At 71.7% G+C, this 20,583-nt stretch carries 16 protein-coding genes and 1 pseudogene; 4 read left to right on the top strand and 13 right to left on the bottom strand.

Annotated elements, in window-relative coordinates:
• Positions 1-75: 75 nt before the first annotated feature.
• The 4 genes from pcaB to OG435_RS29125 form a co-directional block, all read right to left on the bottom strand.
• Positions 76-1,539 carry a 3-carboxy-cis,cis-muconate cycloisomerase gene (gene pcaB, locus OG435_RS29140; RefSeq protein WP_266880904.1) on the bottom strand — a complete coding sequence of 488 codons (1,464 nt, stop codon included), beginning with the start codon at positions 1,537-1,539 and terminating at the stop codon, positions 76-78.
• Positions 1,536-3,533 (bottom strand): FAD/NAD(P)-binding protein, encoded by a 1,998-nt coding sequence (locus tag OG435_RS29135; RefSeq protein ID WP_266880903.1) that lies wholly within the window; start codon positions 3,531-3,533, stop codon positions 1,536-1,538. Before OG435_RS29135 ends, pcaB begins: the two co-directional genes overlap by 4 nt.
• 139 nt (positions 3,534-3,672) lie before the next feature.
• A complete protein-coding gene (locus tag OG435_RS29130) occupies positions 3,673-4,809 on the bottom strand; it encodes a DegT/DnrJ/EryC1/StrS family aminotransferase (protein WP_266880902.1) in 1,137 nt (378 codons plus the stop codon).
• A gap of 15 nt (positions 4,810-4,824) precedes the next feature.
• A complete protein-coding gene (locus OG435_RS29125) occupies positions 4,825-5,382 on the bottom strand; it encodes a cupin domain-containing protein (RefSeq protein WP_266880901.1) in 558 nt (185 codons plus the stop codon).
• Between the two features lie 401 nt (positions 5,383-5,783).
• On the opposite strand from OG435_RS29125, the gene OG435_RS29120 reads away from it, so the two are divergent.
• The gene (locus tag OG435_RS29120; protein ID WP_266880900.1) at positions 5,784-6,887 is read left to right on the top strand and encodes a polyprenyl synthetase family protein; all 1,104 of its coding nucleotides are present in this window, start codon (positions 5,784-5,786) and stop codon (positions 6,885-6,887) included.
• 109 nt (positions 6,888-6,996) lie between these two features.
• On the opposite strand, the gene OG435_RS29115 is transcribed toward OG435_RS29120, so the two are convergent.
• The 7 genes from OG435_RS29115 to OG435_RS29085 all read right to left on the bottom strand — a co-directional run bounded on the left by OG435_RS29115 (position 6,997) and on the right by OG435_RS29085 (position 17,483).
• A complete protein-coding gene (locus OG435_RS29115) occupies positions 6,997-9,108 on the bottom strand; it encodes an MMPL family transporter (RefSeq protein ID WP_266880899.1) in 2,112 nt (703 codons plus the stop codon).
• A gap of 206 nt (positions 9,109-9,314) precedes the next feature.
• A complete protein-coding gene (locus tag OG435_RS29110) occupies positions 9,315-10,955 on the bottom strand; it encodes a prenyltransferase/squalene oxidase repeat-containing protein (protein ID WP_266880898.1) in 1,641 nt (546 codons plus the stop codon).
• Positions 10,956-10,984: 29 nt separating this feature from the next.
• Positions 10,985-12,529 (bottom strand): FAD-binding oxidoreductase, encoded by a 1,545-nt coding sequence (locus tag OG435_RS29105; protein WP_266880897.1) that lies wholly within the window; start codon positions 12,527-12,529, stop codon positions 10,985-10,987.
• Between the two features lie 130 nt (positions 12,530-12,659).
• A complete protein-coding gene (locus tag OG435_RS29100; protein ID WP_266880896.1) occupies positions 12,660-14,426 on the bottom strand; it encodes an FAD-dependent monooxygenase in 1,767 nt (588 codons plus the stop codon).
• 65 nt (positions 14,427-14,491) lie between these two features.
• Positions 14,492-15,424 carry an aromatic prenyltransferase gene (locus OG435_RS29095; RefSeq protein WP_266880895.1) on the bottom strand — a complete coding sequence of 311 codons (933 nt, stop codon included), beginning with the start codon at positions 15,422-15,424 and terminating at the stop codon, positions 14,492-14,494.
• A 194-nt stretch (positions 15,425-15,618) separates the two neighbouring features.
• Positions 15,619-17,187 carry a class I adenylate-forming enzyme family protein gene (locus tag OG435_RS29090; protein WP_266880894.1) on the bottom strand — a complete coding sequence of 523 codons (1,569 nt, stop codon included), beginning with the start codon at positions 17,185-17,187 and terminating at the stop codon, positions 15,619-15,621.
• Positions 17,188-17,324: 137 nt separating this feature from the next.
• On the bottom strand, positions 17,325-17,483 hold the full coding sequence (locus OG435_RS29085) for a hypothetical protein (protein ID WP_266882323.1): 159 nt from the start codon (positions 17,481-17,483) through the stop codon (positions 17,325-17,327).
• Here OG435_RS29085 and OG435_RS29080 point away from each other — a divergent pair.
• Positions 17,464-17,625 (top strand): annotated as a pseudogene (locus OG435_RS29080) (molybdopterin cofactor-binding domain-containing protein); the annotation flags it as partial. The gene OG435_RS29085 and the pseudogene OG435_RS29080 overlap by 20 nt on opposite strands.
• A gap of 16 nt (positions 17,626-17,641) precedes the next feature.
• A complete protein-coding gene (locus OG435_RS50755; protein ID WP_430625704.1) occupies positions 17,642-17,824 on the top strand; it encodes a hypothetical protein in 183 nt (60 codons plus the stop codon).
• Between the two features lie 268 nt (positions 17,825-18,092).
• Here the strand turns inward: OG435_RS50755 and ychF are convergent, their stop codons facing one another.
• Positions 18,093-19,181: a redox-regulated ATPase YchF gene (gene ychF / locus OG435_RS29070; protein ID WP_266880893.1), complete on the bottom strand. Its 1,089-nt coding sequence runs from the start codon at positions 19,179-19,181 to the stop codon at positions 18,093-18,095.
• 134 nt (positions 19,182-19,315) lie between these two features.
• Here ychF and OG435_RS29065 point away from each other — a divergent pair, with 134 nt between their 5' ends.
• Positions 19,316-19,777, top strand: coding sequence for a DUF6542 domain-containing protein (locus OG435_RS29065; protein WP_323187921.1), 462 nt, complete (start codon positions 19,316-19,318; stop codon positions 19,775-19,777).
• 18 nt (positions 19,778-19,795) lie between these two features.
• Here the strand turns inward: OG435_RS29065 and ppgK are convergent, their stop codons facing one another.
• Entirely contained in the window at positions 19,796-20,545 is a 750-nt protein-coding gene (gene ppgK / locus OG435_RS29060) for a polyphosphate--glucose phosphotransferase (RefSeq protein WP_266880892.1), read from the bottom strand.
• Positions 20,546-20,583 lie beyond the last annotated feature (38 nt).

Below are 20,583 nucleotides of genomic sequence, written 5' to 3'. Positions count from 1 at the left end.
GGCGGCGACCCCGAAGGTCGTCCGCCCCCGGACGGGGCCTCCCCGCGCCGCCGGTGGAACCGGTCGCCGCCCTGCCTACCGCGTCTGCGCGTACGGGACCCCGCCGGCGCCGGCCAGCTCCTGGTCCACCAGGGCCGGTGCGGCGCCGGTGTAGCCCTCCGGATCCAGCAGCCGGACGATCTGGGCGTCCGTCAGGTGCCGCTTCACCTTGGGCATCGCGCCCAGGACCTCGGCCAGCGAGCCTCCCGTGCGCTCCGCCTCGGCGGAGGCCCGGGTGAGCAGTTCCTTCGCCTCGGCCTTGCCGATCCGGGGCGCCAGGACGGCGGACACCCTCTCCGAGACCACTTGACTTCCCGTCAACTTCAGGTTCTCCCGCATCCGTTCGGGCCGTACGACCAGCCCCTCGGCCAGTTCCACGGCGGTGTGCGCGGCTCCGCCGGCCAGCCGCAGGCACTCGCGCAGCAGCTGCCACTCGGCGTGCCACACCCCCGCCGAGCGCTCGTCCTCGCAGACCAGGCACTGCGTCACCCCCGCGGCGAGCAGCGGCACTTGGAGCGCGGCGCTGCGGATCAGGGTGGCCAGTACGGGATTGCGCTTGTGCGGCATCGCCGAGGACGCGCCGCGCCCTTCCACCGCGGGTTCGCAGACCTCCCCCACCTCGGTCCGGGTCAGCGACTGCACGTCCACGCCGATCTTGCCCAGGGCGCCCGTGACGAAGGCCAGTGCCGCCGCGAGATCGGCCATCGGCGTGCGCAGCGCGTGCCACGGCAGCGGCGGCCGGGCGAGGCCGGTCTCGGCGGCGTAGGCGTCCAGGAGCCGGTCCGCGTACTCGCCGTGACCACGTCGGCCGTCCTCTCCCGGCGGGGCGAACTCCAGGTATCCGGCGAGGGTCCCGGCCGCTCCGCCCAGCGATACGGGCAGGCCTCCGTCGAGTGCGGCGGCCACCCGGTCGCGGGCGTCCAGCAGGAGCCGGCGCCAGCCGGCCGCCTTCAGGCCGAAGGTGGTGGGTACGGCGTGCAGGGCCAGGGTGCGGCCCGCCATGGCGGTGTCCCGGTGGCGGGCGGCGAGGACCGCCAGGGCTTCGGCGGCCCGTTCCAGGTCCGCGCGGATCAGCCGCAGCGTGCGGTCGGCGACCAGCATGGCGCCGGTGTCGAAGACGTCCTGGCTGGTGGAGCCGTGATGGACGAACTCGGCGGCCTCCGGGGACTCGGCGGCGACCAGCCGGGTGAGTTCCCGGACCAGTCCGACCACCGGGTTGGCGGTCTCGCGCGCGAGGAGCGCGAGTGCGCGCACGTCGAGCCGTTCGGCGCGGGCCGCACGGCTGATGGCGGCGGCCGCCTCGGCGGGCACGCCTCCGGCCTCGGCCTGGGCGCGGGCGAGGGCGGCCTCCGCGTCGAGCATGGCCTGCAGCCAGGCCAGGTCGGAGGTGACGGCCTCGGCGGGCGTGCCGGCCCGCACCGGGGACAGCAGCCCGGAGTCGGGGCCGCACCCGGCCGGTTCGGGCGTGCCGGGCGTGCCGGTTCGCTGGTCGGCGCTCATGCGTTCACCTCGACGGGATCGGTGGGCGAAGGCCGGTACCGTCCGGACGGACCGGCCGTCCGAGGGGTGCCGGGCAGGGCGAGCACGGCGCAGGCGATGGCGTCCGCGTCGCCGAGGGTCATGGAGTTGACCCCGGGGCGGCTTCCGGCGGCGGTCACCCAGTGCACCGCCTCGGTGGGCACGCCGTAGGCGAACCGGCGCGGGTGGGCCCGGCCCTGGGCGTCGAGGAGCCGGTAGGGGCGCCCGGTCACGGCCAGGCCCTTGGTCTCGTACGCGACGCCGCAGGCGCCCTCGATGCGGTGCCGGGCTGCCTGCCCGCTCTCCAGCAGGGCCCGCAACAGCGGCTCCGCGGTGCGCGGCAGGTCCGGCTCCGGCAGCCGGGCCTCGATGAGGGCCGTGGCCGCCACCGGGGGCCCGGGGACGGCGTCGGAGGTGACCGTGAACACCGCGGGACCGGCGTCGCTCCCGTCAGCCGCCGGTGCGCGCACCCGGACGCCGGGGCCCATGACCTCCACGACCCCGGCCTCGATCAGCGCGATCAGTTCCTCGATGCGGGAGGCGGGCGGCCCGATGGACAGGAACGCGTTGAGCGGGGTGTACCAGCTCTGGAGGTCGTCCCGGTAGGAGGCGCCCTCCAGCTTTCCGTGGTCGACCGCGAGGCGTATCTCGTTGCGCAGGTCGCGCAGGACGTCCAGGGCCGCCTTCAGCGGGCCGCGGACGTTGCCGGCCCTGGCCTGGCGCACGTCCTCGGCCAGGTGGCCGAGGAGCCAGGCCCGGTGCTCGGCGCGGCCCGGCAGGTCGCGGCCCCGGTAGGGCCGGGCCAAGGTCTCCCAGTCCCAGCGGTCCGCGGGGGCGATGCCCGCGGAGTCCAGGAGCCGCTCCTCGGACTCGGGGTCCGGCGCGGCGAGGTAGTGCTCGACGAAGGACGCGCGCTGCCGCTCCCGTCCCCGGGCGGTCAGCAGGGTGCCGTAGTAGACGCCCTCCACCTCCTTGGCGATCAGCGGCCACAGGTCGGTGAGGAAGTGCAGCCGCTCGCCGTCCGCCGCCCGCCGGTGCATCCGGTCGATGGCCTGCGGGGTGAGCAGCCGCGGCTCGTGGCGCTCGTACGGGCCCTTCTGGTTCTCGCCGCGCGCGTGGTACGGCACACCGCGCCGCGACCCGGCGACGATCTTCGGCTCCCGGCCCGAGGGCAGGTAGCGCAGCGCGTCCCCCTGGCGTGCGAAGGTGCCGCCGCGGCCCTCGGTGAGCAGCGCGAGGACGTCGAAGCAGTTCAGCCCGAGGCCGCGGACGAAGACCGTCTCGCCCGGCGCCACCACGGAGAAGTCCACGTCCGCGGGGTTCGAGGGGGCGATGTACGTCAGCCCGTGCGCGGCGGCGGCCTCCGCGAGCGCGCTCTCGCCCCGGGTGGGCCGGGCGGGCACGTGTCCCAGGGAGAGGACCACGGCGTCGAGGCCGGTGAGGAGCGTGCCGTCGGCCAGTTCCAGGGTCTGCGGACCGCCGTACGCGGCTGCGTCGGTCAGGGCCACGGCCCGGGTGCGGTGCTCGACGACGGTGACGTGCCCGGGCGCGGCCGCGGTCACCGCGCGGAAGGCGTCCTCCAGGTAGGCGCCGTAGCACGCGCGGGTGGGGTAGTCGTCCGGGCCCAGCCGGCGGGCCTCGGCCAGCGCCTCGGCGGGGATCCGGTCCCGTACCCCGGGCTCCTCGGCGTCGCGGGCGAGTTCGGCCGCCCATGCGTACAGGCTGGGGCCCTCCTCGACGGGGCCGTCCATCAGCACGCTGTGGTCGGTGTAGACGGTGACCTGCGAGGCCACGGTGTTCATCAGCAGCTGGCGCGGCTGCCCGGTGCGCCACACCCTTCCGGGGCCCGGTGCGTGCGGCTCGACCACGTGCACGGTCACCGCTCGGTGGGACGGGGATGTGCGCTCGTTGGCACAGAGCCGCTCCAGGACCGCGAAACCGCGCGGCCCCGCGCCGACAAGGGAGACCGTAAGCACCAACACTCCTCAGATACGGGTTCCGGCTCGGTCAGGGACGTGGGGACGTACGGGAGAGACGCGGGAGAGGCGCGGGAGACGGCGCTTCGCGAAGCGGCGCGGCGCGGCAGCAGCCGAGTTCCGCTGCCGCGCCGGGGGTTCAGCGGGCGCGCGCGTGGGTGCGCAGCTCGGTCCGCAGGACGCTCACGACCCGCTCGACCTGCGCCTCGGTCAGTTCGGCGTGCATCGGGATGGCCAGGTTGCGCGCGAACAGGTCGGCCGAGACCGGGCACTTGCGCTTGGACTGGTACACCGGCTGCACGTGGGTCGCCCAGGTGCCGTGTCCGCAGCCGATGTCCTGGGCGCGCAGCGCGGCGGCGAGTCCGGCGCGGTCCACCCGCGGGTCCAGGGTCACCATGTAGGACTGCCAGGCGTGGGTGCGGTCCCCGGGCACGTGCGGGAGCGTCACGAGCTCCTCCTCCGCGAGGAGTTCGCCGTACTGGGCGGCGACGGCGCTCCGGCGGACCAGCAGTTCGTCGATGCGGCCCATCTGCACGCGCAGGATCGCGGCGGCGATGTCCGACATCTTGTAGTTGTAGCCGATGTCGGTGAACTCGGGGATCGGCAGCCCGACGATCTGCGACTGGTCGAAGATGCTGCCGATGCCGAAGGAGGACCGCAGCCGCGCGTCCTGCCCGATCACGGGATCGGCGGAGAGCAGTGCGCCGCCCTCGCCGCTGCTGGCTCCCTTGCGCCCGTGGAAGGACAGGCAGGCCACCGGTGCCAGCGTGCCGGCCTGGCGGCCCTGGTAGGTGGCGCCGACCGAGCAGGCGGCGTCCTCGACCACGAACAGTCCGTGGTGGTCCGCGATCGCGTTCAGCTCGGCGTAGTCGGCGGGCAGGCCGACCGTGTCCACCGCGATGATGCCGACGGTGCGCGGCCCGATCAGGCTCTCCACCGCCCGCGGGTCCACGGTGCCGGTGTCGGCGCGCACGTCGGCGAAGACGGGGACGGCGTCGACGTAGCGCACCGCGTGGGCGGGCGCCGGGAAGGTGTAGTCGGCGACGATCACCTCGTCGCCCGGCTCGACGCCGAGGGCGAGCATCGCCAGGTGCAGCGCGGCCCCGCAGTTGCTGAGGGAGACGGCGTCACCGACGCCGTAGCGCTCGACGAGCTGGGCCTCCAGCGCCTTGCCCTGGGGGCCCTGGCCGGCCGGCCAGCCCGAGGAGAACACCTCGGCTACGGCGGCCAGTTCCTTCTCTCCCAGACTCGCGTGAACGAGGGGAATCCTGTCCATGGTGGTCACCTCTCGTTACGCGGTGCGGTCGGTCGCGGACCGAAGATCCGGAAGGACGGGCGGCTCGAAGCGCAGGGGCGTGATCTGCTCGACGTCATAGCGTTCGCGCATCTGCCGGACGGCCTCGGCGTCCACCGAGGGGCCAACGGAGAAGATCTCGACGATCTCCTCGAAATAGTGCTCGTGATCGGGCGAGGGATAGCTCTGGAAGAGCATGCGCGCCGGCGTGTCCGAGGCGTTGCGGAAGGCGTGCGGGGTGCCCGGGGGGACGAACATGCAGCTGCCCGCGGTCGCGCGGACGGCCTTGTCACCGGCTTCGGATTCCCAGGTGCGCCAGGTGTCCTCCGTACGTTCGGCGGGCTCGAACGCCAGGAGTTCCAATTCCCCTTCCAGGACATAGAAGAACTCCTGCGACTTGGTGTGCACGTGGGCCCCTACATCGAAGCCCGGCGGCACGATCACTTCGAATACCGAGATGGAGGAGCCGTCCGCCGCGGTGACCTTGAAGGTCACGTCCTGTGCCTTCGTGACCAGTTTTCGCCCCTGGCCTGGGGGCAGGATGAGCCCGCTCATGTGATTGATTTCCTCATAGTCTGTGCGAATTCCCGCTCACGAGCGAGCGGCCCGACGACCTGCGGAAACGGGCCGACGGGGTGCGTCAAGGCCCGCCCGCTCCAGGCCGGTTGACTGGCGAGGCAGAGATCCGGCGGCTTTCCGGCCGCCCCCTCAGGTAATGGGTGGGTTGCACGAAGAGGATCACCGAGGCGCGACAGATTCGTCAAGGACTCCTTTCCGTGCGCCTAGAATCCCCCAAGTCAACCGGCGACTTGGCCGCGACTATTTCCCGGATTGGTATCGGCTTGCGCCAAGCCGATACCAATCCGCCCCTCAGTCCCCGGCAAGCCATTCGACCGAGGATGACCGTCGCAGCTCGGAAAGCCCGAAATCCTGCGGCGACTTCCAAGGAGAACGTCTTGTTCAAACTTTCCGCGGAACCGGACCGGCCCGCGCCGCAGGCCCCCACCGGGAGCGCGGGCGTGGACCGTGACGCCTGCGACAAGCTCCTGGCCCGGGTCGGCGTCGTGATCGATGAACTCCTGGAGGCCGAGGCCGAGCGCTGGGGGGCCGTCGACGCCCGCGTCGCGGTGCCGGTCGGGGCGGTCGCGGACATCGTCAGGGCGGGCGGGAAGCGCCTGCGCCCGGCCTTCTGCGTGAGCGGCTACCTGGCGGTCGGCGGCCCGGCGGACGAGGAGGGCGAGCGGACGGTCGTGGCGGCGGCCGCCGCGCTGGAACTCCTGCACGTGTTCGCCCTCATCCACGACGACATCATGGACAACTCCGATACCCGGCGCGGGACTCCGACCGTGCACGCCAAGCACGCCGCCCTCCACGCGGAGCACGGCTGGGCGGGCGAGCACCGCCGGTTCGGCGAGGGCATCGGCATCCTGGCCGGCGACCTGGCGCTCAGCTACGCCAACCGGCTCGCCAGCGGGCTGACCGGCCCGGCCCTGGGGATCTGGAACGACCTGGTCACCGAGGTGATCATCGGTCAGCAGCTGGACATCGCCCTCGCCGCCGAGCTGACGGCCGATCCGGCGCTGTCCCGCTGGGTGGCCGTCTGCAAGTCCGGCAACTACACCATCCACCGGCCCCTCGCGCTCGGCGCGGCCATCGCCGGACGGCCCGAATTCCTGGGCCCGTTCGAGCGGTACGGGGTCGCGGCGGGCGAGGCGTTCCAGCTCCGCGACGACCTGCTCGACGCCTTCGGCGACGGGGCGGCGACCGGGAAGCCCGCCGGGCTGGACCTCGTGGAGCACAAGATGACCCTGCTGCTGGCCCTGGCGGCCACCAAGGACGAGCGGGTGGCACGGCTCGTGGAGGACGGCCGCAGCGGCGGCTGGGACCCGGCCGAGCTCCGCGACGCGCTGCTCGCCTCGGGTGTCCGCCAGGAGGTCGAGGAGCAGATCGACCAGCTCGTCGCGACGGCCTGCGCGGCGCTCGACGACGCGCCGCTGGCGGACGACTGGCACAAGCGCCTGGTGAAGATGGCCGAGCAGGTGGCCTATCGCGACCGCTGAGCCGGCGGCACGTGCGGCGGCGTACCCCACCGCGAAGGGCCTCCCGGCCGGTACCGGGAGGCCCTTCGGACGTACGGGGTCGCGACGTGCCTCCTCGGCGCCGACGTGCCTACTTGGCGCCTAGGGCGGGCTCCAGGTCGGGGGTCCGCACCTGGGGCTCGGGGTCCTCCTCCCGCAGGAAGAGCTTGCTGGGCCACCACATCCAGCGGCCCACGTCCAGGGTCAGCGCCGTGACCAGCACCGAGCGGACGATCATGGTGTCCAGCAGGACTCCGAAGGCCACCGCGAAGCCCAGCTCGGCGGCGAACACCAGCGGCAGCGAGGCCATCGCCGCGAAGGTGCCGGCCAGCACCAGACCCGCCGAGGTGATCACACCACCGGTGGTGGACAGGCCCAGCAGCGCGCCGCGCCGGGTGCCGTGCTCCGCCGACACCTCACGTACCCGGGTGACCAGGAAGATGTTGTAGTCGATGCCCAGCGCGACCAGGAAGACGAAGGTCAGCAGCGGGAAGGAGGCTTCCGCGCCCGCGAAGCCGAAGACGTGGTTGAACACCAGGCTGCTCACGCCGATGGCCGCGCCGAAGGACAGCACCACCGTGCCCATGAGCAGGATCGGCGCGACGACCGAGCGCAGCAGCAGCATGAGGATCAGCAGCACCACGACCAGCACGATCGGGATGATCACCTTGGAGTCGCGGGCGGCGGCCGTCTGCGTGTCGAGCATGACCGCCGAGCTGCCGCCGACCTGGGCGTCGGCGCCCCCGACCGCGTGGACCGCGTTCCGAGCCTTCTTGACCGTGCTCATCGCGGTCGTGCTGCTGGGGTCGTCCTTGAGCTCCCCGAGCATGACGGCCTCGCCGTCCTTGGCCGTCGGGGGCGTGACGCTCACGATGCCGGGGACGGCGAGCAGCGCGCTGCGTACCTGCTCCGCCGAGGCGGCCTTGCTGACGACGAAGATGGGGTCGCCGGAGCCTGCCGGGAAGTGCTCCGACTGGATCTTCTCGCCGACGGCCATCTGCGGGGTGTTGGTGAACTGGTCCTTGTTGGCGAGCCCGTCGGCCTTGAGGCCGAGCACGCCCAGCGCCATGACGGCGAGCGCCAGCGCGGTGCCGATCCACACGAGCCGCGGCCGGCCGGAGACGGCGGTGCCGACCCGGGCCCAGATGCCGTTCTCGGCGGTGGCGGGGGCGCCGTAGGTGGGCTTGACCGGCCAGAAGATCCAGCGGCCGCAGGCCACGAGCAGGGCCGGCATCAGGGTGATCATGGCGAGCAGGCCGACGAGGACGCCGACGGCGCAGGCCGGGCCGAGGCCCTGGGTGGAGTTCAGGGTGGCCAGCATCAGCAGCATCAGGCTGACCGCGACGGTCGCGGCGCTGGCGATGATCGCGGGGCTGGAGCGGTAGAGGGCCTCCGCCATCGCGTCGTGCCGGTCCTCGTGCCTCAGTAGCTCTTCCCGGTAACGGGAGATGAGCAGGAGCGCGTAGTCGGTGGCGGCGCCGAACACCAGGACGGTCAGGATGAAGCTGGTCTGCTTGTTGACGACCAGGCCGGCGTTCTTCGCCAGTACGTAGATCACCGCCTCCGAGGTGACCAGGGCGACGCCCACGGTCAGCAACGGCAGCAGGGGCAGCAGCGGGCTGCGGTAGGTCAGCAGCAGGATCGCGACCACCACGAGCGCGGTGATCGTCGTCAGGGCCCCGCCCCCGCTGAACGCCTTGATCGAGTCGGCCGCATAGCCACCCGGTCCGGCGACGTGGAAGCCGAGACCGTCGGCGTTCTTCTTGCCGACCTCGGTCATCGAGTCGACGACCGTGCCGATGCCCTCCCAGCCCGACTTGTCCTTCCGGACCTGGACCACCGTCTGGATGGCCTTGCCGTCCGCGGACTTGGTCGGCCCCTGGGCCGGCCCGACGATGTTCGCGATGCCCTTGAAGGCCTCGACGTCGGCCTCGGCCTTGGCCAGGTCGGCATCGGTGACGCCGGCGGACCGGTCGTAGATCACGACCGCGGGCAGGGTGTCGGCCGACATGAACTTCTCGGCCCGCTCCACCACGGCGGTCGACTCCGCATTGCCCGGCAGCCAGGCCGAATTGTCGTTCTCTTCGACGTCTCCGAGCTTTCCGGCCAGCATGAGGGCCGGAACGAGCAGGGCCGCCCAGAGTGCGATGACGACCCATTTTCCCAGCCTTCCACTGGGCAGGGCCGCTATCTTGCGCATCATGTCAATTCCTCGGTCTTCCGTCGAAGGGTAAAGAACGTCGCGATGGTGCTTCTGAGTCGTTAACAGGCAAGAGGCTAGGGCACGTTGACCCCGCATGAAGGGAGGAGGAGGTCCAAGACCCCCTCCTCCCTCCGGTTATTCAGCGGCCGTGGTGACGTTGAGTGGGCGATTCCTCAAACGCCGCGCGAACGGTTCGGCTCCGGCCCTCAGTTCGCTCCCTGGAGCAGGGTCTCCATGTCCCAGATACGGGAGCGGACATGGCCGAATGCGAGGAGTACGGGAGCATCGGTCAGGATGGGAAAGCTGTACGGGAACGGGCGCGGGCCGACCATGTCGGGAGGGCCGCCGTAGCCGCCGTCCGCGTTCTGGCGCGCGAGCAGCCAGGACAGCGCGCGTCCGATGGGCCGGTGATCGGTCCCGTAGCACAGCGTGATCAACCCGTACGCGGTGCTGATGTCGTCGCTCGGGTCACCCGGCTGCATCCCCCAGCCGCCGTCCTCGTTCTGCGTCTCGAGCACCGTGCGCTCGATCCGCTCGGCCATCCGGGCCACGTGGTGGTCCCGCGGCCCCGCGGTGCAGGCGGCGAGGCGCGCACGGAAGATCGTGTGCAGCCGGCTGCGGCTCCAGCCCGGCTCGAAACCTCCGTCCTCGAGCTGGCTCCCGACGAGGAAGGCCAGGGCGCGTTCCCGCGCGGGCAGCGTGTCCGGGTGCGCGGCGAGTCCGCAGATGGCCGCGGCCGTCATGCACGGCTCCGAGGAGGCCCCCGCGACGTACGTGGGGAACCCGCCGTCGGCGCCCTGCACCGCCAGCAGCCCCGCCACCCCGCGCCGCACGGAGTCCCCGTAGGCGACCGGGTCGATGGCCTGGAGGAACTCCAGGGCGCACGAGGTGTCGTCCACGTCGTTCTGCGCCACGATCTCCGACATCGACCAGCCGTCGGTCAGCGTCGCCCCGCGGGAGAGCGAGCGCGTCGGGGCGCCGCCCTGGTGGTCGACGAGCATCCCCGCCATCCGGCGCAGCAGCTCCGTGGGGGCGCCCGCCGCGACGAGGGCCGTACCGGCCGTCGAGGTGCACCAGTTGTGCATCTCGAGGACGAACGGGAAGCCGCCGTCGGCGCGTTGGTGGCGCAGCAGCGTCCGCAGCCCGCTGCGCACGGTCTCCTCGTTCCTGGGGAAACCGGCGAGCCCGTGCAGCACCAGCAGGTGCATCAGGGCGTAGCCCTCCCAGACCGTCGTCGCGGGGTCCGTGGCGGCCAGGGTCTCCAGTGCGGCGGCGGTGACCTTGTTGTCCACCCCCGCGGCGGCGGCGAGGATCAGCGTCACGGAGGCCTGCTGCACGGCGGCCCAGGAGTGCAGGGGGTCGGAGGGGACCTCGTCGGCGACCGCGGCCAGGACCTCGGGCGGCAGCGGGCAGCCGAGCACCGACAGCACCGCGCACACCATCATGCGGCGGCGGGCGGAGATGAACCCCGGCGCGTCGCCGAGCACGCCCTCCGTCAGCTGGGCGACGAGCTCGGTGTCACCGGCGGAGGTCCGGCCGGTGGCCCGCGCGACGGCGAGCGTCGCGAGGACGCGTTCGAGCTTGTCCGGGGTGCCTTGGTGCGCCCGCAGGAAGTCGAGCAGCCGGTCCCGGGCCGGCGAGGGGTCCGCGCCGGTGCGCGTCATCAGGGACAGCGCGAGCGCCGATTCCAGCACCCGGCTCTGGCACTCCTCGCGCAGGGCGCCGTCGGCGTCGACCCGGCCGGCGACGTGTGCGATCAGCCGGTCCGTGGCCTCGCGCACGTGATCGGGGTCGACTTCTGCGGGCCACGGCATCGGCGCCGCGTACTCCAGATCCGCTATGTACACGGAAGGCTCCTCATCTGAACGGCTGGGGATCAGCGGACGCCCTGTGCGAACCGGAAGAACTTGTACGGGTCGTACTTGGCCTTGACCGTGCGCAGCCGCTGGTAGTTCTCGGCGTAGTACGAGCGCTCCCAGTCGGGCAGCCGGGCGTCGATGAAGTTCTGGTACGTCTCGCCGTTGGAGTAGGGGTCGATGGCGGCGAAGCCCGCGTCGACCCACCGGTTCGCCGAGGCCTTGGCCTCGTCGGAGACGGGCGCGACGGCGTTCGCGGTCAGGAAGCTGACCGAGAAGAGGGTGTCGCGGTGGACGTACGCGGTGGCGGTGCGCGCCACCTTGTTGGCCTCTCCGCCCAGGGCGGAGATCTGCAGCTGGCGCATCTGGCCGGGCATCCGGTCGCTCTCGAAGACCTCCAGGGCCTTCGCCCAGCCCTCGCGCGGCATCGTCTGCTTGAACAGACGGCTGCGCCAGGCGCCGAACGCGGCGCGCGGGACCTTGCCACCCGGGCTGGTGTCGTCGCGGTGGCACTCGTCCACGGTGAGCTCGGCGCAGCGGTAGAGCTGCATCATCACGTTCTTGTACGGGGCGGTGAACTTCTGCTGGAACACCGGGGGCTTGCCGACGATCGAGAGGAGACGGGCGATCTCCGCGTCGAAGGCGGGACCGGTGTCCACGGAGCCGAGGAAGATCGACGCCGTCGGGACCGTGCCGGGAGCGGCGTCGGTGAGCGTGACGTTCATGCCGCTGCCGATCGAGTGCGGCGCGTCGACCAGCCACTTCGCCCAGCCGTCCAGCATCTCCAGCGCCTGGGCGTAGGGCCAGACGATATTGATGGCCGCCACGTTGGTGAGGGGCGAGGGGGTGACGTCGTAGGAGGTCACGATGCCGAAGTTGCCGCCACCGCCGCCGCGCAGGGCCCAGAAGAGGTCCCGGTGCTGCTCCGCCGAGGCGGTCACGACGCGGCCGTCGGCGAGGACCACCTTCGCCGAGGTCACCTTGTCCGAGGCCATGCCGATGTACCGGGTGAACAGGCCCATGCCGCCGCCCTGGAAGAACCCTCCCGCCGCGACGGTCGGGCAGTAGCCGCCGGATATGCCGAGACCGGCCGGGGCCAGGGTGTTGGCGATGTCGACGAGCTGCGCGCCGGTGCCGATCCGGGCGGTGCCGTTGCCGGCGCCGAGGGTGACCTCGTTGAGCCCCGACACGTCGATGACGAGGCCCTGGGTCGTCGAGTAGCCGGCGGCGCTGTGGCCACCGCTGCGCGCCGCGACCTCGATGTCGTGGTGCTGCGCGAAGGTCAGACACCTCGCCACGTCGGAGGGGGTCTTGCAGTAGGCGACCGCGCGCGGGTTCGCGGCGTCGAACTGGACCTGGTAGAGCTGCCTCGCGCGCTGGTAGTCGGCGTCGGACGGCAGGACCAGGTGTCCGCTGAGCCGCTCGTCCAGCCGGCCCCACCGGATCCCGGACCGGGTCCGGGAGCTCACGGAGGCGGAGGCCGCCGCGGGGAAGACGGCGGACGCGCCGGTCACGGCGAGGGCGGCTCCACCGGCGCCGACAAGGAACTTTCTGCGATCGATCATGTGCTGCGCTGCCTCTTCTACCAGGAGATCTTTCGGACCGGACGGGTGAGTGCCGGGGCACTCGGGAGGGCGCTGACCGCGCCCTCCCTGATGCGGAGCCCAGCTACGGGGCTCAGCTACGGAGGCCCAGTTACGGGGCCTTCTGCTCCAGGACCTGCGCGAGCGCGGCGGCCAGGGCCGCGGTCGGGTCCTCCTCGCCGCCCGCGCTGCGCCAGGCGATGTGGTTGTCGGGCCGGACCAGCACGGCGCCGTCGGCGGCCGTCTGCCGGACGGCCTCCCACGCACCGTCGACGTCGGCGTACTCCGCGCCCGCGCCGACGGCCGCCACGACGACCGGGACCGAGAACGTCTCGGACGCCCGCGCGGCCGCCTCGGACCACGCCGTCCCCTGCGGCCCGGTGATCAGTACGAAGCCGGTGGCGACGCCGGTCAGGTCGTGCGTGGACAGCCGACGGCCGTCCCGCTCGATCCAGGCGTGCGGCAGCCGGTGTCCCGGGCGGGTGGTGGGCTCGTACACGTCGCCCAGCGCCGCGCGGACCGGCGGCCGGCTGCCGTCGGGGACGACGGCTCCCGCCTCGTAGGCGAAGCCGATCTCCACGTCGTGGGCCTGGCACTCGCCGCGGTGGGTCGCGAAGATCTCCGCGGCCCGCTGACGCTGGGCGGCGCCGATGGGGGTCGGGGCGAAGTAGCCGAAGAACACCGGGGTCCGGCGCTCCGCCGGGATGTGCTGGCCGAGGCCGACGGCCCCGTCGATGACCACCTGGTGGTGGGAGGCCGCGGACATGGCCCAGCCCAGGTTGAACTGGCCGACCGGCCTGCGCTCCGCCTCGTAGGTGTCCAGCAGGGTGTCGGGAGCCTTGCCGGAGACGACCGCCGCCAGCTTCCAGGCGAGGTTGTGCGCGTCCTGGATGCCGGTGTTCAGGCCGAGCCCGACGGCGGGCGGCTGGCGGTGCGCGGCGTCACCGGCGAGGAGGACCCGTCCGTAGCGGTAGTGCTCGGCGAGCACCGCCTCCACGGTCCAGCTCGTCACGTCGTGCAGGGTCACGTCCAGCTCGGGCAGACCGAGGACCTCGCGGATCCGGGCGGTGACCGCCTCGGGATCGGTGCGGTCGATGCCGGCGAGGTGGAGGTGCAGCCCCCACTCCTCGCAGTTCTTCCCCCAGGTCGGCCCCATCTCGATGAGGGCGCTGGAGAGGTCCTGGCGGTAGGGGTTGAGGAACCAGGTGATGAGCGAGCCCTCGTTCCACACCTCCGACAGGTCCGCGGAGAAGTAGACCGTCGTGGCGTCGAACAGGGAGGGCAGGCCCTGCATGGTCACGCCGAGGGCCGCGCCGACCGTACGGCCGCCGTCCGCCGCGATGGCGTACTGGGCCACGACCGTGGTGATCTCGCCGGTCGCGAGGTCGCGGACCTCGGCGGTGACGCGGTCGCCCTCCTCGGAGATCGAGGTCAGCTCGTGGCCGAACAGGACGCGTCCGGGATTGCGGCGCTCGGCGTGCTCGCGCAGGATCGGCTCCAGCCGCACCTGCGGCAGCTTCGCCGACAGGGCGGGCCCGGCCGCCGCGTACTTCTCGCTGAGTTCGCCGCCGCCGAAGCCGTCCATCTCGTGGATCAGCCGCTTGTCCAGCGGGCCCGCGCCGGTCAGCGTGGTCTGGTAGCGGACCTTGCCGAACTTCTCCAGCGGCGCGCCCTGTTCGAGCACCTCCGCGTCCAGACCGTGCTGGCGGAAGACCTCCATCGTGCGCTGGTTGATGTAGTGCGCCTTCGGCAGCCGCGAGGTGTCCGCGCGGCGCTCCACCAGCACGTGGCCGACCCCGTGGTCGGACAGGAAGGCGGAGGCCGACAGGCCGGTCCCGCCCCCGCCCACGATCAGGACCGGAACTTCGATGGTTCCCATGTTCGTCTTCGTCCTTCCAGAAAATGACAGCCCGAAATGAGCGATGCGCAGGTGAAGGAGGGTCGTTAAACGGGGCTGTCCAGCGCTCCGTCTTCCAATTGCATGATGTCGAGCACTCCGGACTGCCACCGGTAATAGGACTGGAGCTTGTAGTACTCGCCGTCGGGCTGGGAGGCGACGGCGTACACGAACTTCGTGGTGGGATCGGCCGCCAGGACGTGCTTCACGAACCGCTCGACCTTGGGGTCGAGCCGGACGGACAGCGAGGTCGGGTCCTCGGTCGCCACGGCGAAGCAGATCCGCTCGACCTTCGGGGAATCCCAGTTCAGGGTCACGTAGATGCCGAAGGCCTGCCGGCCGAGTGCGAGCATCTGCTCGCTCGGCTCGGCCTGGTCGACCTCGCGGAGCATCGAGCGCACGTCCTCCGGTGCGAAGCCGCCCGTGGGGGGCTCGCCGAAGTACACGTTGACGGTCCTGTTCTTGTAGTCGATTCCGAGCAGGCCGACCGTTTCGCCCATTCCGTACCGGTCGAAGAATTCGATGCTCTCGCCCAGAGCGGCCGGCATCGACGGAATCGCGGCGAGCTTCGCAATCGCCTGGAGGTCGTTCCGGGGAAAGACCAGCCAGATCTTCTTGAAACCGCGGACGACCCCGAAGTCGATTCCGTAGCTGTCGATCGGGCAGGCGTCCCGGATGTCCGAGAGCAGGGCGCCGACGGGGTGGTCGGTCGCCGGGGTCAGACCGTGTTCCACGGCGAGCGCGTACGGGTCCACGTCCAGCGGGGTCGTGAACCGGCAGTCGAGCTCGCCCTCATGCTTCTGGCCGGTCCCGAGCCGGAACGCGACCACGGCCTGCGCGAGGGCGTCGCCGTACATGTCCAGGATGGGCAGGACCTTGTCCCGCGCGCACTCCACGTCCAGCAGGCCGGCCGACTCCTCGATGGCCGCGTAGAGAACGTGCACCGGGCTCTCTTCGGTGCCCCCGGTCGCCTCACTCATGGCTGTCATCATCTTGACGCTTCATGTGGGCAAGACTCGGACACCGATCTTGCCGTCCACTGTTCCGCGACTTGCGGCCGACTTGGCGGGGATCCGCGGGCCGCGCGCCACCGCGCGCGGGCATGCCGAACTCCCGGCGGACCGGAAGTTCTCGTCCGAGAACCCGTCCGCCGGGAGCGTGGAGGGCGGCCGGCTCAGCCCTGCTTCAGGAGCTTCTCCTCCAGCCGCCGGGACAGTTCCACCCGGCGCGTCTTCATCGTGGCCGTACGGGGCAGTTCGGCCAGCGGGATCTGGATCGGATCGGCCAGCTGGGGGTAGGCGGCGACGGCCGTGCGCCAGCGGTCCCGGTCGAGCGGCACGTCGCCGTGGGTGCAGACGATCGGGACGCCCCGGGAGTCCGGGCCCAGGACGACGACGAGTTCGACCAGTTCCTCCAGCCTGTCCAGCACGAGGTCCTCGATCTCCAGGCTGCTGCCCACCCCGGGGATCATGTCGATCTCACGGTCGAGCATGTGCAGGCAGCCGAACTTGCTGCGGTAGCCGACGTCGCCGGTGCGCCACCAGCCGTCGTGCACGTTGGCGTCGTAGCGCTCCTGCTCACCGTGGTACGTCTTGGCTATGCCGCCCCAACGGGCGTCGATGAGCCCGGGGTTCTGCGCGGAGGGCCGCTTGCCGTTCTGGCTCACGAGCCTCACCCGCGCGCTGCCCGGCAGCGGGTAGCCCACGCAGCGTCCGTCCATCCGGTGCGCGGACCAGCGGTAGTACGGCCGGCCGACGGCGGGGCCGACCTCGCTCTGCCCGTAGATCTGGAAGAACTGCGCCCTGCGCGCGGAGGCCCCGAGGAGCCGGCGGACCGTCCTCGGGTGGATCGCGTCGAAGGTGCTGCTGAAGTACTTCACCGAGGCGAAGGGCCTGCGGGGATCGTCGGCCAGGTTCTCCCACGCCAGGAAGGAGTTGGGGAGCGCCTCGATCAGTCCGGGCCGGTGCTTCAGGAAGAACTCGGCGACCTCCTCGGGGGCCCCGCGGTTGACCAGCAGCACCGGCATGCCCTTGGCGAGGCACAGGGCCATCGCCGCGAACATCCGGGAATGGCCGAAGGCGATGTGGATGGCGACCGTCTCCCGCTTGCGCATCAGCGCCAGCAGGACCAGCTGCGGCCGCAGCCGGGCGCGCATCGTCCGCGGGGTGTGCACCACCAGCTTGGGTATCCCGGTGGTGCCGGACGTGTGCGTGATCATCGCCGGCTCGTCCGGGCCCTGGAGGGCGGGGCGCACCCCCGGGGAGCCGGCGAGTTCGGCGAGCGAGACCACTCCGGGCGCGGCCGCGCCCACGCTGATCACGCCCCGGGTGAGCTCGGCGAGCGGCAGGTCGGCGAGCGCCTCCAGCTTGGGGCCGTCCGTGAGCAGGTGCGGCTCGTCGAGCCGCTCCATGAGGGCGGCGAGGGTCGGCCCGTCCAGCGTGTGCGACAGCATGACCGGGACCGCGCCGGTACGCGCCACCGCGGTGGCCAGCAGCCAGACGTCGAAGTTGGCGGCCTTGTGGACCACCACGTGGTCACCGGCCTTCACCCCGGCGGCCGAGATCCGGCCCGCCAGGTCCTCCACGTACCCGGCGAGTTCGGTGACCGTCAGGTGCCGGCCCGCCTCGGGCAGGACGTCGAGATCGTGGTCGAGGGTCAGCGTCGTCGAGCCGTGGGCCACCGCCGCCCGTTCCGGCACGGACCCGAGATAGAGCCCCTGCTTGTGTATCGAGTTCCGCCTCATGAGACCTCCGTCCAGACCCGCGTCGCTCCCGGTGTTCACTGGTCAACGGCGTTCTGTATAACGACACTTCGGAGTCCCACCATCCGCCGGGGCACTTGGGCCGAACTGACCCCCGAGTTGGCCGCCACTTGGCCGTGTCAGGACCCGGTGATGTGTTCCGGGCGGACCGGGGTCCTGTTCAGTTCCAGGCCGGTCGCGGCGCGGATCGCCGCGAGGACGGCCGGGGTGGACGACAGGGTCGGCGCCTCGCCGATGCCCCGGACCCCGTACGGGTCGCAGTGGCGCCACCGCCCCACCGAGGCCTTCGACCTGCGGACCGGTCAGGGCAACGGCCACGTCCAGTACTCCTTCGCCGCGCACCGCGCGGTCGTGGAGGTGGACACCGAGCTCGGGCTCGTCAAGGTCGTGGAGCTCGCCACCGCCCAGGACGTGGGCCGGGGGCGAGGTGCTGGCCGTGGTCGCGGAGGTCCTGGAGGACGAGGTGGTGGAGATCGAGGCCGGTGACCACCTTCCCGTCCTCCAGGAGGAGTCCGGCGCCGGCCCACGCCGGGTGCCGGTCACCGAACTTGCGCCGGCCGATCTCCAGGACCTTCTCCCGGACGAGCCCGCAGGGACGTTCTTGATGCCGACGGCGTAGCCGACGCCCCGGACCACGCCCTCGCCGTGCGTGGTGTTCGACAGACCGCCCGGCAGCGCGCGCACGTCGGACGCGCCGTCGGCGCTCTCCCACTATGGTGTCCGTCCGTGTCGGTGCCGAGGCATATGCCCGTGTGGTCGGAATGGCAGAAGCGGATTCGACGGTCGGCGCCCCTACGCACCGGTCGCGGCATCGCGCGCGGACCGCTGCGGACAGCAAAGCTCCCTGACTTGCGTCGTCGCAGGTCAGGGAGGCTCTGAAGTCTCGCTCAGACGTTGAAGCGGAACTCCACCACGTCGCCGTCCTGCATGACGTAGTCCTTGCCCTCCATGCGGGCCTTGCCCTTGGAGCGGGCCTCGGCGACCGAGCCGCAGGCGACCAGGTCCTCGAAGGAGATGATCTCCGCCTTGATGAAGCCGCGCTGGAAGTCGGTGTGGATCACGCCGGCGGCCTCGGGGGCGGTGGCGCCCTTCTTGATGGTCCAGGCGCGGGTTTCCTTCGGGCCGGCCGTCAGGTAGGTCTGCAGGCCCAGGGTGGCGAAGCCGACGCGGCCGAGGGTGGCCATGCCGGGCTCCTCCTGGCCGACGGACTGGAGCAGCTCGAGCGCCTCGTCGTCCTCGAGCTCGATGAGCTCGGCCTCCAGCTTGGCGTTCAGGAAGATCGCCTCGGCCGGGGCCACCAGCGCGCTCTGCTCGGCCTTGAAGGCGTCGTCCGTCAGCTCGTCCTCGTCCACGTTGAAGACGTACAGGAACGGCTTGACCGTGAGGAGGTGCAGCTCGTGGAGGAGGTCGCCCTGCTCCGTGCCCTTCGTGATCCCGTGCGAGAAGAGGGTGTCGCCCGCTTCGAGGATCTTCACGGCCTTCTCGACGGCCGCTAGGACCGCGATCTTCTCCTTCTGGAGGCGGGACTCCTTCGTCAGGCGCGGCACCGCCTTCTCGATGGACTGGAGGTCCGCGAGGATCAGCTCGGTGTTGATGGTCTCGATGTCGTCCTTCGGCGAGACCTTGCCGTCGACGTGGACGACGTTCTCGTCTTTGAAGGCGCGGATGACCTGGCAGATCGCGTCCGACTCGCGGATGTTCGCGAGGAACTTGTTGCCGAGGCCCTCGCCCTCCGACGCACCGCGCACGATGCCGGCGATGTCGACGAAGTCGACCGTCGCCGGGAGGAGCTTGGCGGAACCGAAGATGCCGGCCAGGACGCCGAGGCGAGCGTCCGGAACGCCGACGACGCCGACGTTCGGCTCGATCGTGGCGAACGGGTAGTTGGCCGCCAGCACGTCGTTCTTGGTCAGGGCGTTGAACAGGGTCGACTTGCCGACATTCGGCAGGCCGACGATTCCGATCGTGAGCGACACGTTGGCGACTTCCCGTAGCTGGAGGGGGCGGCGGCCCGGAGTGGGCCACCGGACAGTTTACTTTCCGATGAGGGGGCCCCGATGTACGCGTGTCCGGGCACGTGATCGGCTGCCTCCCCGCCTAGTTTTGAGGGGTGGAGCGATACAAGGCGCGTACGGTACGTCACCCAGCGGAGCGGGCCCCCGGCCGGCCCCCGGTACGCCGGCTGCCCCGGCCCCGGCTGACCGGGCTCGGCGGCGGGCTCTTCGCCTGCGCCGCGATGTTCCTGATCGGCGGCCTCGACTGGCTGCTGTTCGACGCCTCACTGTTCGTCTACGGCCTGCTCTTCCTGCCCGTCGCGGCCGCCACCGCCCTGTGGGTGCGGCCCGCCGACCTCATCACCGCGCCGATCACCGCCCCGATCGCCTTCGCCGCCGGAGTGTGGCCCGTCTCGGGCGGCTCCGGCGGCTTCGCCGGCGAGGTGATGGGTCTGGTGTCCGCGCTGTCCCTGCACGCCGGCTGGCTGTACGCCGGCACGCTCGTGGCGGCGCTGATCACGGTGGTGCGCAAGGCCGTCCTCATGGGCCGCCGCCGGATGCCCCGCCGCGTCGCCTGAGCGCGGCGGGGCCCGCTGCTACGCCGACGCCGCCGAGTGCGCCGCCATCGCCGCGCCCACGATGCCCGCGTTGTTCTGCAGCTCCGCCGGTACGATCCGCGCCCGTACGCCCTCGATCAGCGGCAGGAACTTCTCCGGCTTGCGGCTCACGCCCCCGCCGATGATGAAGAGGTCCGGGGAGAACAGCATCTCCACGTGCGCCAGGTACTTCCCGACCCGGCGCGCCCAGTGTTCCCAGGTCAGGTCCCCGTCGTCCTTCGCCTTCACCGAGGCCCGCGTCTCCGCGTCGTGGCCCTTCAGCTCCAGGTGCCCCAGCTCGCTGTTGGGCACCAGGTGCCCGTCCGTGAACAGCGCGCTGCCGATCCCGGTGCCCAGCGTGAGCAGGATGACGGTGCCGTCGACCCCGCGCCCCGCCCCGTAGGCCATCTCCGCCACCCCGGCCGCGTCCGCGTCGTTCAGGACCGTGACCGGGCGGCCGTCGAGCTTCGAGGAGAGCAGCGCCGCCGTGTCCACGCCGACCCAGGCCTTGTCCATGTTGGCCGCCGACCGGGTCACCCCGCCCGTGACCACCCCGGGGAAGGTCACCCCCACGGGACCGTCCCAGTCGAAGTGGCGCACCACCTCGACGACGCAGCCGGCCACCCCGTCGGGGGTGGCCGGCTGCGGTGTCAGTACCTTGTGGCGCTCCTGCGCCAGGTCGCCACGGTTCAGGTCCACGGGAGCGCCCTTGATCCCGGAACCGCCGATGTCCACGCCGAAGATCTCCATGGACTCACCGTACGAAAAGTCCCGCCGGAGCGCTCTGC

This window comes from Streptomyces sp. NBC_01264 (assembly GCF_026340675.1).
Classification (GTDB): domain Bacteria; phylum Actinomycetota; class Actinomycetes; order Streptomycetales; family Streptomycetaceae; genus Streptomyces.
The sequence above is the reverse complement of the archived record's forward strand: the minus strand, read 5'-3'. Positions and strand labels throughout refer to the sequence as shown.

Excerpts from the sequence above, each read along its gene's own strand:
- pcaB (WP_266880904.1), bottom strand. The coding sequence starts at position 1,539 with ATGAGCGCCGACCAGCGAACCGGCACGCCCGGCACGCCCGAACCGGCC.
- OG435_RS29130 (WP_266880902.1), bottom strand. The coding sequence starts at position 4,809 with ATGGACAGGATTCCCCTCGTTCACGCGAGTCTGGGAGAGAAGGAACTG.
- OG435_RS29125 (WP_266880901.1), bottom strand. The coding sequence starts at position 5,382 with ATGAGCGGGCTCATCCTGCCCCCAGGCCAGGGGCGAAAACTGGTCACG.
- OG435_RS29115 (WP_266880899.1), bottom strand. The coding sequence starts at position 9,108 with ATGATGCGCAAGATAGCGGCCCTGCCCAGTGGAAGGCTGGGAAAATGG.
- OG435_RS29105 (WP_266880897.1), bottom strand. The coding sequence starts at position 12,529 with ATGATCGATCGCAGAAAGTTCCTTGTCGGCGCCGGTGGAGCCGCCCTC.
- OG435_RS29100 (WP_266880896.1), bottom strand. The coding sequence starts at position 14,426 with ATGGGAACCATCGAAGTTCCGGTCCTGATCGTGGGCGGGGGCGGGACC.
- OG435_RS29095 (WP_266880895.1), bottom strand. The coding sequence starts at position 15,424 with ATGAGTGAGGCGACCGGGGGCACCGAAGAGAGCCCGGTGCACGTTCTC.
- OG435_RS29090 (WP_266880894.1), bottom strand. The coding sequence starts at position 17,187 with ATGAGGCGGAACTCGATACACAAGCAGGGGCTCTATCTCGGGTCCGTG.
- ppgK (WP_266880892.1), bottom strand. The coding sequence starts at position 20,545 with ATGGAGATCTTCGGCGTGGACATCGGCGGTTCCGGGATCAAGGGCGCT.